Source organism: Ensifer adhaerens (genome assembly GCF_028993555.1).
GTDB classification, from domain to species: Bacteria; Pseudomonadota; Alphaproteobacteria; order Rhizobiales; family Rhizobiaceae; genus Ensifer; species Ensifer adhaerens_I.
In genome coordinates, this window is sequence record NZ_CP118611.1 from 2221536 (window position 1) to 2236855 (window position 15320).

Here is a 15320-nt window from a genome sequence, read left to right on the forward strand (position 1 = left end):
CGACAATTTTCCTCCTGAGGAAGGGATTTCGCATGTCCAATCCATCGGATCCGATCGTAATCGTATCTGCCGTTCGCACCCCGCTTGGCCGCTTCCTTGGAGATCTGGCGCCGGTGCGGGCGAGCGCTCTCGGCGCCCATGTCATTCGCGCAGCTCTGGAAAGGGCCCGCCTCTCGCCCGATCGCCCGGACGAGGTGCTGATGGGCTGCGTGCTTCCCGCTGGCCAGGGACAGGCACCGGCCCGGCAGGCCGCCCGCGGCGCCGGTCTGCCGGATGCCGTCGGCGCCACCACGATCAACAAGGTCTGCGGTTCCGGCATGAAGGCGACCATGCTGGCGCATGATCTCCTTCTAGCCGGATCGGCGAATGTCGTCGTCGCCGGCGGCATGGAGTCGATGTCGAACGCGCCCTATCTGCTTGCCAACGCGCGGGCCGGCTATCGCGCCGGGCATGATCGGATCCTCGACCATATGATGCTCGACGGCTTGGAAGATGCCTATGAGCCCGGTCGGCCGATGGGCGATTTCGGCGAGGCTGCGGCCGAAGCCTATGGGTTCACCCGCGCCAACCAGGATGCCTATGCGGTGGAGACGCTGACACGCGCCCGCACGGCGATCGAAACCGGAGCTTTTGCCGACGAGATCGCACCGATCACCGTCGCGGCCAAGGGCGGAGACAAGGTCATCGATGCCGACGAGCATCCGCAGAAGGTGTCGCCCGAAAAGATCCCGAATCTGAAGCCCGCCTTTCGCGCCAATGGCACGATCACGGCCGCCAGCGCGTCGGCCAATGCCGATGGAGCAGCCGCGCTCGTCCTGACCCGCCGTTCGATCGCCGAGCGCGAAGGCATGCCGATCCTCGCCGAAATCAAGGCCCATGCGACGCACAGCCAGGAACCGGCCTGGTACACGACAGCACCCATTCCTGCGATCCGCAAGCTCCTGGAAAAGACCGGCTGGAGCGTCGATGACGTCGATCTCTTCGAAATCAACGAAGCCTTCGCCGTGGTGGCGATGGCAGCTGCCAAGGATCTTGGCATCGCCAACGACCGGCTGAACGTCAATGGCGGCGCCTGCGCGCTCGGCCATCCGATCGGCGCGACCGGCGCGCGGTTGATCGTCACCCTGCTCCACGCCCTGGCACGGCGGGGCCTTTCGAGGGGTGTGGCGGCCCTTTGCATCGGCGGCGGTGAGGCCACCGCCATTGCCATCGAGCGCCCGCGCTGAGAGCACTGAACATCAAAAGGACATCCGGCTGCTGGCCGCCCGTCGCGGCCCGCAATCCGAAGCGATTTCGCAACAACGCGAATGGTTTTCCGTTCGCTTTGCACAACCCAGGTCAGGAGAACCGATGCGTCGCATCGTCGTAACAGGAATGGGGGCGATCAGCCCCTTGGCAGCGGGCGTAGAGGCGAGCTGGTCGCGGCTTCTTGCCGGCAACTCGGGGCTTCGTCGTCTGCCGGAGGAAGTCGTCGCTGACCTGGGCAGCAAGGTCGCCGGGACGGTGCCTACGCCTGCCGACGACACAGAGGCTGGCTTCGATCCCGATCGGATCATCCCGCCGAAGGACCAGCGCAAGATGGACCGCTTCATCCTGTTGGCGCTGGCGGCTGCGGAAGAGGCAATCGAACAATCAGGCTGGAGGCCCGCAACCGCGACCGAACAGCAGCGCACCGCCACGGTGATCGCATCCGGCATCGGCGGCTTCCCGGCGATCTCGGAGGCGGTCCGCACGGTCGATCAGCGCGGGGTACGGCGGCTCTCGCCCTTCACGGTGCCATCGTTTCTCGTAAACCTCGCCGCCGGTCAGGTTTCGATCCGCCACGGTTTCAAGGGGCCGATTGGTGCGCCGGTGACCGCCTGCGCCGCGGGCGTCCAGGCGATCGGCGATGCTGCCCGGCTGATCCGGGCGCATGAGGCGGATATTGCGATCTGCGGCGGGGCGGAAGCGTGCATCAACACCATCAGCCTCGGTGGTTTCGCCGCCGCCCGCACCCTGTCGACCAGTTTCAACGAGACACCCGACCGCGCTTCACGGCCCTTCGATGTCGATCGTGACGGTTTCGTGATGGGCGAAGGCGCGGGCATCGTCGTGATCGAGACGCTCGAGCACGCATTGGCGCGCGGCGCCACACCGATCGCCGAACTCGTCGGCTATGGCACGACGGCCGATGCCCACCACATCACCTCAGGTCCGGAGGACGGTGCAGGCGCCCGGCGGGCGATGGAAATCGCCATCGCGCAGGCCGGCATTCGGCCAGGCGATATTCGTCACCTCAATGCCCATGCCACCTCGACGCCCGTCGGCGACAGGGGGGAAATCGAGGCGATCAAATCCGTCTTCGGCCGCAAAGGCGACATTGCCGTCAGCGCCACGAAATCCGCGACCGGGCATTTGCTGGGTGCAGCAGGCGGTTTGGAGGCGATCTTTACCGTGCTTGCGCTGCGCGACCAGATGGTGCCGCCGACACTCAATCTCGAGACGCCGGATCCGGCTGCAGACGGCATCGACATCGTCTGCGGCGCGGCACGAAAGATGCCGCTCGACTATGCCATCTCCAACGGCTTCGGTTTCGGTGGCGTCAATGCCAGCCTGATCTTCCGACGTTGGGCGGCGTGACGATGCGGGGCATTCACGCACCTCACAGACGCGGAAAGACGGTCGCACGCTTGACCGTTCCGTAGGCGAAACTCGTGTCGATCGCCGCTATGCCCTCGATGTTGTGGAGCTGGGTGCGGACGAACTGCTCATAGTCCTTGAGGCTCGTCACCAGAACGCGCAGCAGATAGTCCGCTTCGCCGGTCATGACATAGCAATCCTGGATGCTGTCGATCGTTCTCACCTTGCGTTCGAAGGCGGCGACGGAAGCCTCGGAATGGCGCTCGAGTCGGATGCGCACGAAAGCCGTGATCGGCAGGCCATAGGCCTCCTCGTCGACGATCGCCGTATAGCCCTTGATGACCTTGGCCTCCTCGAGCAGGCGCAGCCGCCTGAGGCACGGAGACGGCGATAGCGCGACCTTCTCGGAAAGGTCCTGATTGGAAAGACGGCCATCCTTCTGCAGCGCCCAGATGATCTGCATGTCCTTTTCGTCCATTTATTCCTCCTCGCTGGCAGATTCTGCCAAACTCCATGCAACTGGCGAGTGAATTAGCAAGAAACCGGCTGCCCGAGAAGCATATCATGTGAGCCATCGAAGCAATGAGGCACCACATGACAGACGTGACGTCAGATTTCCAGCAATCGAGGAGTGGGTGGCTGGCACCGACGACGGTCGGCTACATTGTGCTCTCGATCGTCGTGCTGGTCTGGGCGGGTTTCGCGTTGACCATGCGGGCGATCGGAGCCTCACCGCTCGCGACCGCCGACGTCGCCCTCATTCGCTTCGCAGTCCCGATCGTCGCCTTGCTGCCGGCGATACCCCAGCGGCTCTCCGCGCTTCGCAGGATCAAGCCACGGGATGCAGCCTTCGTCCTGCTCGGCGGCGTGCCATTCTTCTTCATCGTCTCGGAAGGTGCCAAAGCAACCTCCGCGGCCTATGTTGGCGCACTCGTTGCGGGCACGACGCCGCTGTCCGTTGCCCTGCTCGCTTTCCTGCTTGAGCGAAAGGGCGTGCCGAGAAAGCGCTGGCTACCGCTCGCCCTGATCCTCGCCGGCGTCATCGGCATCGTCGCCGGGCAGCAGCATGCGGTAACGACTGGGACTCTCCGCGGCGTCGGCCTGCTTTTGATCGCGAGTCTCATCTGGGGCGCCTATACGATCGGCCTGCGCCGCACCGGAGTGGATGCGATCAGCAACGGCCTGCTGCTCTCCATCGGCTCGCTCGTGATCCTTGCGCCCCTGCTCCTGACCGGCGCGGTCACCACCCATATCGGGCAATTTTCCTGGCATCAGGCCCTGCCCTTCATTCTGGTCCAGGGTCTCGGCGTCGGCCTCGTCTCGACCGTCGGCTATGCCTTCGCGATCTCGCGGCTCGGCGCAGCCAGGAGCGCGACGATCGGCTCTCTGGCGCCGGCACTCGCAAGCCTGATGGCCATTCCGATCCTTGGCGAGGCGCTCGCCGTGGCAACCGCCATCGGCATTCTCGTCATCACCACGGGCGTAATCCTGGCAAACCGCCACTAATTCAGGGACAAAACCAAATGCTCGCTGCTCTGCCAGTCGCCGAACCCGATCCGTTGTGGGCGCTCATCAACGCATTCCGCCAGGATCGTCGCGCCGACAAGATCGACCTCGTCGTCGGCGTCTATCGCGATGCTTCAGGTCAAACACCGGTGATGCAGGCGGTGCAGGAAGCGGAAGCGAATCTCGCTTCCGCCGCCGTGTCCAAGTCCTACAGGGCGCTGTCCGGGAACCTGGCATTCAACGACGGTATGTCCAGACTTCTCCTCGGCGAAGGCGCAGAGGCGCTCGACCGTCAGTGCACGATCCAGACGGTTGGCGGCACCGGGGCACTCCGGATCCTTGCCGATTTCATCGCGTTCGCCTCTCCGCAGGCAACGATCTGGAACACCAATCCCGGCTATGTGAACCACCGCCCGATCATGACCGCTGCCGGCCTCAATGTGCGGACGTTCCGCTGGCAGGAGAACGAGGCTGGCCTCGATCTCGACGCCGTCGTCGCGGATTTGCGCGAAGCCCGCGCGGGTGACGTGGTTCTCCTCCACGGCTGCTGCCACAATCCGACCGGCATCGATCCGGCGCCCGAGCAGTGGCGCCGGCTTGCCATGCTTTGCAAGGACAAGGGGCTGATACCGCTGATCGACATGGCCTATCAGGGTTTCGGTGACGGGACCGAAGCGGATGCCGCGGGCCTGCGCCATTTCGCTGGGCAAATCGATACGGTGCTTGTCGCGGCAAGCTGCTCCAAGAACATGGGCCTCTATTGCGAACGCACCGGCGCGGCGATGGTAATTGCGCCCGACCGGGACATGCTCGCCAACATTCGCGCCACGCTGGAACGGATCACCCGAGCCAACTACTCCATGCCGCCGGAGCACGGTGCCGCGATTGCTGCGCACCTCTTCGAAAGCCCCGAGATGTGGCTTTCCGAGCTTGAGACCAGCCGCCGGCGCGTCGCCGAAATCCGCCACGGCCTCGCCGAAGCGCTCGTCAGGTGCAGCGCTCCGGAGAAATTCCAGGCGCTGCGCCGGCAAAAAGGCATGTTCTCGCTGCTGCCGCTGGACCAACGCCAGATGAGCCGTCTTCGCGAGGACTTCGGCGTCTACGGAACGGCGAACGGTCGCATCAACATCGCCGGACTGCTGCCGCGCGACATCGAGCGGCTGGCCGAAGCCCTCCGGGTGGTCTCATGCGCTCCGCCCCTGGTCTACGCCGCTAGAGCCACCGCCTGACGCGCGTCTTGTAGGCCCGATAGACGTCACCGAACTTGCGCTCGAGATAGGCCTCCTCGCGCGCCACCACGCCGTAGCGGATGACGAGGTAGAAAGGCACTATCAGGATCAGCAGCCACAGGCTGTCGAAGACGATGGAAAAGCCGATCAGGCCGAGGAACATGCCGGTATAGATGGGGTTGCGCGTGAAGCGGTAGGGACCCGCTTCGACGATCGTGGTGGTCGGCCGGTCGATCTGGATCTCGGTTCCAGCGCGACCGAAGGTCATCGCCGACCAGATCAGCAATGCCAGACCGGCGAGAAAAACGATGCCCCCGACGACGGTGCCGGGTACCGCGTCGGGCACGAACGGCAGTGGATAGAGCCGATCGAGCACTAGGCCGCCGCCTACCGCCAGCGCCCAGGCGATCGGCGGATGCACCACCGCACCGGACCTGTCAGGAGAACTTCCTGTCGTCTCACCCATCCGATTATCCTTGCCTGTTTCCGGCCACGCACGGTGTCGCGCAGGCTTTCCATTTTAGCGGAAGCGGGCCATTTGCGAAAATCCTTCGAGACGCTATGTGAACTGGAGATCATCGGCCGTGCAGGACCATGATCCGGACATTGCTGCAACAGGACGATACACATGAAAGCACGTGTTAAATGGGTGGAAGACCGGACCTTCGTCGGAGAGTCCGGAAGCGGCCACAAGGTCGTATTGGGAACCGCCTTCGGGGAGGAAGGGCGCACGCCGGGTCCGAGCCCGATGGAACTGGTGCTGATCGGCACCGGCGGTTGCTCGGCCTATGATGTCGTGCACATCCTGGAAAAGGGCCGCGAGCCGGTCGAGGATTGCGTCGTGGAACTCGATGCGGACCGCGCCGAGACGGAACCGCGCGTCTTCACCCGCATCCATATGCACTTCATCGTCAAAGGCCGCGGGCTCGCGGTCAACAAGGTCGAGCGCGCCGTTTCGCTTTCGATCGAAAAATACTGCTCGGCCTCGGCCATGCTCGCCAAGACCGCGACGATCACGCACGACTTCGAGGTGATCGACACCAGCGCCGGCTGAAACCTGCGCCGCCTCTCGCATTTAAGCGGCACGAGCAGCACCGACGAACGTGTTCAGGGCGTGATGGCTATCGGCGCGCCGGCTGAAACAGTTCGACGACATTTCCGGAGGGGTCGATCAACAGGATCTGCGCCCCTCCGGGACCCGTAACGATATCGTTGCGAAAGGTGACGCCAGCGCGGCGCAGCCGCTCCACTTCGGCGTTGAGATCATCGACAATCAGATGGATGCGGTTCCAACCGCCAGGCCCGGGCTTCTCGCCATCCGGCATCGGCCTGCCGGCCGAGCTCGTCGGCCCGCTGAGCAGCAGCCGCAGCGCTCCGCGCTGAACATCCGCGAAGGCCGGCGCGAAACTCGACAGAACAGAAAAACCGAGATGGGTCGTGTACCAGGCGACCGCCGCCTGCACGTCGTCGACCATGTAACGGACGTTGACCGTTTCCGACATTGCCTTTCCTCCAACCGAGCACGACTGCCGCGGCGCCGCCACGCCTCATTCCGGCAACCCCGCAAGCCGCAGGCCTTCAACATAACGCGCAAGCAAGGCCTCATCCCGATAGGGTGCGCGAGAACCGTATCGTTCGATCGAGAATTCCGGATTGAGCTTCAGGAGCTCGTCGGCGGCACGACGTGCTTCCTCCAGGCGACCGAGTTGCGCGTAGGTCGCGGCGAGCAGTCGATAGGCCGAACCAAGATCGGCCATCTTTTCCAGGAGCGCCAACGCCTCTGCGTATTGGCCCGAGAGATATTTCGCGGCAGCGACGTTCCAGAAATACCAGTCGGGGCGACTGGGGTTCAGCCGCAAGGCCAGCTCTCCGATCCTGATCGCGTCCTGAAGCAGACCGAGGTAGCCCAGGGCATCGCAATACTCCGCAAGCAGATCGCAATTGTTGGGCGCCAGTTCGCGGCCACGCTCGTAGCAACCGATTGCCCGCTCCGCCTCTCGCCTCCACAGATGCACGACGCCGAGCGCCCAGTGCACGTCGGCGTCGCGGGGGCTGCGCTCCAGCGCCTTGTTTGCCCAGGCGAAGGCATTGGCGAGCGTGGTTTCCATATCAACGCGCTCGTTCCACTTCAGCTTTCGTATCTCCAGCCAGGCCAGCCCGAGATAGCCGCGCGCGTAAGCCGGATCAGCGTCAATCGCTGCCAGGAACATCTCCTTCGCCAACCTGACGTCATCCGGTTTCAGGCTCTTTTCAACGTGTCGACCACGCAGATAGAAATCGTAGGCGCTCGACCCTTTGAGCGGCTCGGCGAGAACCCTGTATCGTTCGGCTTCTTCGATCTTGACATTCAACGCCGCCGGAATGGAGCGGGACAACTCGTCCTGGACGTCAAACATGTCGATGAGGTCGAAGTCGTATTTCTCCGCCCAGATGTGTTCGCCAGTGGCGTTCGTCAGGTTGGCATTGACCCTGACACGATCGGCAACGCGCCTGACGCTGCCTTCAAGCGTGTAGTAGGCGGCTGGTGCGTGGTGTTGCGGTTCGACGTGCGGCACCCGAACAATCACGTTCAACCCGGAGAAACGCGACAATGCTGCGACGACATCCTGCGTTATGCCGGCAGCGAAATATTCCTGGTCGGGATTGCCGCTCAGATTTTCGAAGCGCGACACATGGAGGAGCGTTCGGCCCGACTTGACCGGAGGGTTTTCTCGCACCTCTTGTGACGGTGGCGCCATGAGCGCGCCGAGCCCGGACCCGGCGTCGTCGATGAAGACATTGTAGACGTGGACGGGGCGGCCGATGTTCTTCAATACCTGCTCGCCCCTATCTTCGAAGCGGATGCCCAGGCGACCGCCCAAGGTGTCGTGAACCGAGGAGGAGACCGATACCCCACCCGGTTTGGCGAGGCTCTCGATGCGCGCCGCCACATTGACGCCGTCGCCATAGACGTCGCCGTCTTCAACCAGGATGTCGCCGATATTGATCCCGATGCGAAATTCCATCCGGCGATCCGGACGTATGCCTGCGTTTCTGTTCCGCATTCCCCGCTGGATCTCGACCGCGCAGAGAATTGCGTCTTCCACGGCGCGGAACTCCACCAGCATACCGTCGCCGATGAGCTTGACGATGCGCCCGTGATGCGCGGCGACCTCGACGTCCCAAAGCTCCTGTCGATGAGCCATGAGGGCCGCAAGCGTGCCCTTCTCATCGAGCTCCATCAGCCGGCTATAGCCCGCCACGTCCGCGGCCATGATGACCGAGAGCTTTTGTTCCATCGGCGCCCCCAGGCTCCTGCATCCATATGGATAGCACATCCGGACGCGCGGGGCACCGAAAGAGCCATCGCCTGGCGGCAATGATCTCTGGGGGTGAGTTGATAGCCGGGCAACTCAATCGCGGTAGAAGTTGCGGCGCCAGCGGTGAGCGCTCAGCTTCGCCCGTTGAGCATCCGGCAAGCCAAGGCCGTCGCCGATGGCGCAGTTGCGCTCGACGTTGCGAACCGAGCGCATGCCGGGAATGACGGTCGATACGGCCGGGTGGCTAAGCACGAAGCGCAGCGCCGTTTCGGCAAGCGCATCGGGTTTGATCTCCAGGTCTTCGACGATCTTCTGCGTGCGCTCCTCGACCTCGCGCTTGCGCTCGCCGCGGAAATAAGTCTCGCGAAAGTCCCCTTCGGGGAAGACGGTATCGGCACGGATCTGGCCGGTCAGCCCGCCTTCGTCCAGCGCCACGCGGACGATGACGCCGACATTGTGCTTCAGGCAGGCGGGCAAGAGCTTTTCCTCTGGCGCCTGTTCGAAGATGTTGTAGATCACCTGCACGCTGTCGACCACTCCGGTCTCGATCAACCTCAGCGCGTTGTCGGGTTCGTAGTCATTGATCGAGACGCCGAAAAACCGGATCTTGCCGTCGCGCTTCAGTCGCTCGACCGCCTCCAGCCAGTCGCCACGGCCGACCCACTCATCCGACCAGACATGGAACTGCTGCACGTCGATCGTCTCGACGCCGAGATTGCGCAGGCTCGTCTCGGTACAGGCAATCACATGATCGGCCGGAAAGGTCTGCTCGGCCGGCGTGCCGGCTTGGGCTGGCCATTGCATGTTCTTCGGCGGGATCTTGGTGGCGACATGGATCGTTTCCGACCGCTCGCGCAGCAAAGCCCCGATCAGCTTCTCGCTGTGGCCCTGGCCGTAGCCAAGCGCCGTATCGATGAAGTTGAGACCGAGATCGACGGCGCGATTGAGGGCGCGGGCGGACTCGTCGTCGCTCGCTCCCCGCCAATGACTCTTGCCGATGCCCCAGGCACCATAACCGATTTCGGAAACGCGAAGGCCGCTGCGGCCGAAGGTTCTGTAGTGCATGATGCGCTCGCTGGCGTTGGAAGAGGCGGGATGTCGCCGGTAATCTAGGGTTCGGCCTTCAGTCGTCAACCACATTGGCGTCGCCGAGATCGGGTGATTTCCAGTCACACCCGCTCGTCTCAGCGCCCTACGCAAGGAGCCAGAAAATGACCGCGGACAGGAAGATGAACGCGAGCACCAGTCCCATGAACTGTCGGACTGCCTCGCTGGTATTGTCGCCGAGCACGGCCGTCCAAACCGGCCCGCCGACGCCTTCGTCATCGCGCATATCGCGAGTGGAAAGCAGCTTGCCGATCTTCGTCGCCGGACGGCTATAGTCGCGTGGAGGCGGCTGGCGGCTCAGATCGGGGACAGCGGTGGCCGCCAGGTCCGGCGCGACCAGGCCGCCGTCGCCCGCGTCGACGATGTGGGCGCCCCGTCCATCTGCCTCGGGTCGGCTGCGTGCACCGTCACTTTCCGCCCGGCGCAGACGTCCCGCTCTATGGTGGAACGCCCACCGCGGTGATTTCGGCGCCACGTTGGACTTCAAGTGCCGGATGGACATTGGACCCTCCTTCGGCTTCAACTGTCTAGTCGGCACTTTGTTCCGCAGGGCACGTGCGGTAGCTGGCCTTCCGGTCGGGCGAAAACAAAAGAGCCCGCCGCGGGAGGAGCGGCAGGCTCTTGGAAAGCCGATCAGCAACCTTGGGAGGAGGAGTGGCGCTGATCTCGCAAACGACCTTTGGGAGGAGGAGTAAGGTCGTTCGCCGGTCGAAGCTCTGCGGGAGGAGGTGCATCGCTTCGATGATTTGAATATACAGCGATCCCGCCGAAATCGTAGATGGGATTTCGCAAGCCAGCCATGCGTCCCGCGCGCGACACGATGCCCAGGCCTCGCGTCTCCGACGGACGGTTCCCCTCGTTCATCACGCCATTTCGATTTTACTCAGCCAGACGCAGCCATTAGGCTTCCCCGAAACCTGATGGGAGAGAGATCAATGAGAAGCGGATTTGCAGCTCTCGCATTCGTCCTGGCCTTCACCGGAGCGGCCCATGCTCAGGACACCAGCATGAGTTTCTTCGTCACCAGCGTTAATCCCGGAAAGGGCGGAGATCTTGGCGGGCTCGCGGGCGCTGACGCCTATTGCGACACCTTGGCAAAGGCTACAGGGTCTACCGGCAAGACATGGAAAGCCTATCTGTCCACCGACAGCGAAAATGCCAAGGACCGGATCGGCAAGGGGCCATGGTACAACGCCAAGGGCGAGAAGATCGCAGACGACGTCGCCTCCCTCCATGGTGACAAGAACAATCTGACCAAACAGACCGCGCTCAATGAGAAAGGCGAGGTCATCAACGGGCGTGGCGACACACCCAACCGTCATGATATCCTGACCGGCTCTAAGGCCGACGGTACTGCGGCGCCGGATACCTGCGGCAACTGGACGATGGGCGGCGCCGACGGCGCGGCGATCGTCGGTCACAGCGACCGCACGGGCCTGAACGATTCCGCTGAGGCCAAATCCTGGAATTCGTCACACACGACGCGGGGAGGCTGCACCATCGAAGCCTTCAAGGGTACGGGCGGCGAGGGCCTCTTCTATTGCTTCGCCGCAAATTGAACACTTGCGGGAAGAAACGGATATCGCCTTCTTCCTCCTTGCAGCGCCGCGCGCCTTATCAGACACGCTGGGCTGTAGCCTCTGAATTGCTGCATGTTTTTGTCCCTCACCAGAGCGATCGAAGGAAACATGCAGCAGATGCCGATCGGCGAAAGGGTCGGCCTTAGAACAGGCATCGAAGGCCTCAATCAGTTCTCCATGAAGGCGCGGGCCATGCTGTCGCGGATCGGCTTCGTGAGATAGTCGAAGAAGGTCCGCTCGGCCGTCTGGATAAGGATTTCGGCGGGCATGCCCGGCGTCACGGCAAAGTTATGGACCCTTGCGAGTTCACTTGCGGGCAGGCTCACACGGGCCAGGTAGACCTCACGCGTACCGTCCTGCGTCTGGACGGGCAAAGCGTCGGCAGACAGATAGAAGACCTGGCCGTTGAGAACCGGCGTCGTGCGCTGGTTGAGCGCCGTCAGTCGCACGGTTGCCTTCTCACCGACCTTGATATTGTCGATCTCGGTGCGCAGAACCTGCGCTTCGATGATGAGAGGCACATCGGCCGGCAGGATTTCCATGATCGGCTTGCCGCTTTCGATGACGCCGCCTGATGTGTGGTAGTGCATCCTGATAACCGTGCCAGTTACCGGCGCGTTGATCGTGGCGCGACGCAACACGTTGGTAGCACCGCGCAATTGCTCGCGCACTGTATCCAGTTCGGCTTCAGCCTTCTGCAACTCGTCGAGCGCCGCCTCTTTGTAGCTCTCTTCCGTCTGGTTCACCTGTTGCTCCTGCTTCAGGATCTGTGCACCGGTTTCGGAGACTTCGGACATGAGCCGGCCGATCTGACCCTCGGCATCGGCGATCGCCCGCTGGATGGTCTTGATCTCCGTCTTGCGGATCAGGTCTTTCGCCAAGAGCACTTTCTTGCCGGCATATTCCTCGTCGAGAAGGGCGCGCTGCTCGCGAACTGCCTTCAACTGCTCCTGAAAGCCTTCGGACCGGAATTCCAGGCTCTCGATGTTGCGTTTCAACAGGCCGATATCGCTATCAAGCTTGCTTCTCCAGGTCTGGAAATTGAGCTGCTGGCTTTGCACGATCGGGCGGATCTCAGGGTCATCCTTCAGATGCTGCGTGATCGCCTCCGGCAAAGTGATTTCCTTGAGACCGTGGGCCTGTGCACTCAGTCGAGCGACAATCGCCTCAAGTCGTGCCCGCCGCAGAAAGAACTGGCGCTCGTTTGCCTGCGCCGCTGTCTCGTCCAGTCGCACCAACGGCTGGTCGATGGTGACGTGGTCGCCCTCGCTGACCAGAATTTCCTTGATGATCCCGCCTTCGAAATGCTGGATCACCTTGTTCTGGCCGGTTGCGACGAAGCTTCCCTGGGCGATGATGGCCGCCGCCAACGGTGCGGTGACGGCCCAGGCACCAAAGCCGCCGAATGTGACGCCGATCAGCACGAAGCCGATCAGCGTGTGTTGCCAGATGGAGCGCGGAACCTCCGCGTACCATGTCAAGTCCTGTGCTTTGGCTGCGTCTGCCATGGTCGCCTACGGAAGCTGAGGTTGGTCGAGCGGGTTGCCTTCGGTGTTCACCCCGCGCGAAGCGAGTGCCTTGAGAACATCCTGTCGATGGCCGAAGAGGGCCACCGTGCCGTTCACCAGCAGCAGGACCTTGTCGACGCTGTTGAGAAGCGCAGGACGCTGCGTGATGGTGATGACCGTGATCTTCTCACGCTTTGCATGGGTCAGCGCACGGGTCAGCGCCGTTTCACCTGATGTATCCAGATTTGAGTTCGGCTCGTCGAGCACCACCATGCGCGGATTGCCGAAGAAGGCACGGGCAAGCGCGACCCGCTGCTTCTGGCCGCCAGACAGGGGCGAACCATCGGCTGCGACGACCGTCTCATACCCGTGCGGCAGCATGGCGATCATGTCATGAACGTCGGCGAGCTTGGCAGCGGCATAAATCTCCGCATCCGTGGCGTCCTCCCGCATGCGGGCGATGTTGGCCTTGATTGTGCCCGGGAAAAGCTGCACGTCCTGCGGCAGGTAGCCGATGCTCTCGCCGAACTGACGCTGGTCCCAGTTCCTCAGGTCCATGAGGTCGAGGCGGACATTGCCTGATGTCGGCAGGATCGAGCCGACCAGCATCTTTCCGAGCGTCGTCTTGCCGGCGCCGGAACTGCCGATCACGGCAAGCGAGTCGCCCGGCTCGAGCGAGAAGGTGATGCCGTTGAGCACGACGCGTTTGGTGCCCTGCGGGACGAAGAGCAGGCGCTCGACATCGAGCCGTCCTTCGGGACGCGGCAGCTTCAACCGTTCGAAATTGAGCGGCGATGTATGCAGCAGCGCGGAGATGCGGCCATAGGCGGCACGCGCCTGTATCACCTGGTGCCAGCCTTCGATTGCCGCTTCGATCGGGCCAAGCGCACGGCCGGCGATGATGGAAGCCGAGATCACCATGCCGCCGGTCAGGTGGCCATGCAGTGCCAGATTCGCGCCCCAGCCAAGCATCGTCACCTGGGTAAGCAGCCGCACCGCCTTGGAGAGCGAGGCAAAGGCGATGTTGCGGTCCTGCGCCAGGACCTGGGCCTTGAGCGAGCCGGCCATGTCCTTGCCCCAGATGTGGACAGCTTCAGGGATCATCGCCAGCGCGTTGATGATTTGTGAATTGCGCGACATCGAATCGAGATGAAGGTTCGCCTTGGTCTGGTAGTTGGTCGCCTCCCCGAAGCCCCCGGCGGTCGCCCGCTGGTTCAGGAGCGTCACGATCAGCAGAAGGAAAGCCGACGTAATCACGATCGCGCCGAGATGGGGATGGATGAGGAATACCGCGAGCACGAAGAACGGCGCGATCGGCGCATCGAGAAAGGAAAGCAGCGTTCCCGATACCAGGAAGGCGCGAAGCTGCTGCAGGTCGCCGAGCGTCTGATATTCACGCCCGTTGCTGTGAAGGGCCGCTCGGGCCGCGGCGCTGAGGATCGGCGCGCCAAGCTGGGCTGCAACCTCCACCGCCGTGCGCATCAGGATCATGCGACGGATGCCATCGAAAATCGTCTGCAACACCACCGCGCCGACGATCAGGGCCGTCAGCATCACCAGCGTGTCGATCGAGCGGCTGGTCAGCACCCGGTCCGAAATCTGGAACAGATAGACCGGGATCGCGAGCACGAGCACGTTGGTGGCGATCGTGAATACCATCACGATCATCAGGTTCTGTCTGATCGCCTTGAGGCCGGCCTTGAGGCTCGCGGTGAAATCCACTGCTCCCAGGCGTTTGTGAAAGACGTTCGGTCCGCCACCACCGCCGCCACCACCACCGCCATTGCCATTCGACGAACCACCGTCCTTGCCGGATGGTCGCGGCTCCGCCTTGATCGGCCCCCGATCACCATCGATCACCACCATTCCCGGCGGGGAACTCCTGTCTTTCATTTCGGCCGTCGGCCAGATAACCGGCTTCTCGACACGGGGTTCGGACTTGCGCTGCTCCTGTGCTGACCGCTGTTCCGCCGACATCCGATCGCGCAACGCCGAGAGCGATTCCACCTTGGCCGGGCTCTCGATTCTCGGGGGCCACGCGCGCTGTACGACGTGTTCCGTCTGTGTGGCACTGGCTGCCGGAGGCGCGGCGTTTGTCGTCGTCGGCACGGGGTTGATTGGCCGGGACGCGATGTTCGCCGGCGGTGGGGTTGTGTCGGTCGCAGGTGTCGGGCTTGCAGCCTTCGGGCTGGGGCTTGGAGCGGATGCCGCGCCGGGGTTTGCCGAATTCTCGATTTCGCTGGCACCGTTGGCCACCGCTCTGCGTAGTTGATCTGCCACCCCGTCGATCTCCTTAACAGCCCGGTCCAGAATGTCTTCCTGACGGTCAAGTCTGCGAATGAACCGCTGCTGAGCGGCCTGCGCATCCGACCATCCGGCCTGCCGTGGCGTTTCATCGGCATCCGTAGAAGGCGCATTTCCAACTTCGGTAACGTCTTGCCGCGACGGATCGGTGCGGTCGGTCATGGTGTC

14 protein-coding genes are annotated in these 15320 nt (G+C 63.1%); 6 read left to right on the forward strand and 8 right to left on the reverse strand.

Annotated features, from left to right (window positions below; genetic code table 11):
- Window positions 1–32 precede the first annotated feature (32 nt).
- Window positions 33–1226, forward strand: coding sequence for an acetyl-CoA C-acyltransferase (locus tag PWG15_RS30190; RefSeq protein WP_275025227.1), 1194 nt, complete (start codon window positions 33–35; stop codon window positions 1224–1226).
- A gap of 124 nt (window positions 1227–1350) precedes the next feature.
- Window positions 1351–2619 carry a beta-ketoacyl-ACP synthase II gene (fabF, locus tag PWG15_RS30195; protein WP_275025228.1) on the forward strand — a complete coding sequence of 423 codons (1269 nt, stop codon included), beginning with the start codon at window positions 1351–1353 and terminating at the stop codon, window positions 2617–2619.
- 22 nt (window positions 2620–2641) lie between these two features.
- On the opposite strand, the gene PWG15_RS30200 is transcribed toward fabF, so the two are convergent.
- On the reverse strand, window positions 2642–3097 hold the full coding sequence (locus tag PWG15_RS30200) for an Lrp/AsnC family transcriptional regulator (RefSeq protein ID WP_275025230.1): 456 nt from the start codon (window positions 3095–3097) through the stop codon (window positions 2642–2644).
- Window positions 3098–3213: 116 nt separating this feature from the next.
- Between PWG15_RS30200 and PWG15_RS30205 the strand changes: the two genes are divergently transcribed.
- Both PWG15_RS30205 and PWG15_RS30210 read left to right on the forward strand, forming a co-directional pair.
- Entirely contained in the window at window positions 3214–4125 is a 912-nt protein-coding gene (locus PWG15_RS30205) for a DMT family transporter (RefSeq protein ID WP_275025231.1), read from the forward strand.
- A gap of 17 nt (window positions 4126–4142) precedes the next feature.
- Window positions 4143–5354: an amino acid aminotransferase gene (locus tag PWG15_RS30210; RefSeq protein ID WP_275025232.1), complete on the forward strand. Its 1212-nt coding sequence runs from the start codon at window positions 4143–4145 to the stop codon at window positions 5352–5354.
- Here the strand turns inward: PWG15_RS30210 and PWG15_RS30215 are convergent.
- Window positions 5338–5820, reverse strand: coding sequence for a methyltransferase family protein (locus tag PWG15_RS30215; RefSeq protein ID WP_275025233.1), 483 nt, complete (start codon window positions 5818–5820; stop codon window positions 5338–5340). The two genes, PWG15_RS30210 and PWG15_RS30215, sit on opposite strands and share 17 nt — an antisense overlap.
- Window positions 5821–5982: 162 nt before the next feature.
- Between PWG15_RS30215 and PWG15_RS30220 the strand changes: the two genes are divergently transcribed.
- A complete protein-coding gene (locus PWG15_RS30220) occupies window positions 5983–6408 on the forward strand; it encodes an OsmC family protein (protein WP_275025234.1) in 426 nt (141 codons plus the stop codon).
- A 67-nt stretch (window positions 6409–6475) separates the two neighbouring features.
- Here the strand turns inward: PWG15_RS30220 and PWG15_RS30225 are convergent, their stop codons facing one another.
- The 4 genes from PWG15_RS30225 to PWG15_RS30240 form a co-directional block, all read right to left on the reverse strand.
- Entirely contained in the window at window positions 6476–6856 is a 381-nt protein-coding gene (locus PWG15_RS30225; RefSeq protein WP_275025235.1) for a VOC family protein, read from the reverse strand.
- Window positions 6857–6901: 45 nt separating this feature from the next.
- Window positions 6902–8632 (reverse strand): adenylate/guanylate cyclase domain-containing protein, encoded by a 1731-nt coding sequence (locus tag PWG15_RS30230; protein WP_275025236.1) that lies wholly within the window; start codon window positions 8630–8632, stop codon window positions 6902–6904.
- Between the two features lie 114 nt (window positions 8633–8746).
- Window positions 8747–9718 carry an aldo/keto reductase gene (locus PWG15_RS30235; RefSeq protein ID WP_275025238.1) on the reverse strand — a complete coding sequence of 324 codons (972 nt, stop codon included), beginning with the start codon at window positions 9716–9718 and terminating at the stop codon, window positions 8747–8749.
- 127 nt (window positions 9719–9845) lie between these two features.
- Window positions 9846–10262 carry a hypothetical protein gene (locus PWG15_RS30240; RefSeq protein ID WP_275025239.1) on the reverse strand — a complete coding sequence of 139 codons (417 nt, stop codon included), beginning with the start codon at window positions 10260–10262 and terminating at the stop codon, window positions 9846–9848.
- A gap of 433 nt (window positions 10263–10695) precedes the next feature.
- On the opposite strand from PWG15_RS30240, the gene PWG15_RS30245 reads away from it, so the two are divergent.
- The gene (locus PWG15_RS30245) at window positions 10696–11319 is read left to right on the forward strand and encodes a hypothetical protein (RefSeq protein ID WP_275025240.1); all 624 of its coding nucleotides are present in this window, start codon (window positions 10696–10698) and stop codon (window positions 11317–11319) included.
- Between the two features lie 188 nt (window positions 11320–11507).
- Here PWG15_RS30245 and PWG15_RS30250 read toward each other — a convergent pair whose 3' ends face one another.
- Window positions 11508–12848 (reverse strand): HlyD family type I secretion periplasmic adaptor subunit, encoded by a 1341-nt coding sequence (locus tag PWG15_RS30250; protein WP_275025241.1) that lies wholly within the window; start codon window positions 12846–12848, stop codon window positions 11508–11510.
- A 6-nt stretch (window positions 12849–12854) separates the two neighbouring features.
- Window positions 12855–15314, reverse strand: coding sequence for a type I secretion system permease/ATPase (locus PWG15_RS30255; protein WP_275025242.1), 2460 nt, complete (start codon window positions 15312–15314; stop codon window positions 12855–12857).
- Window positions 15315–15320: the final 6 nt, after the last annotated feature.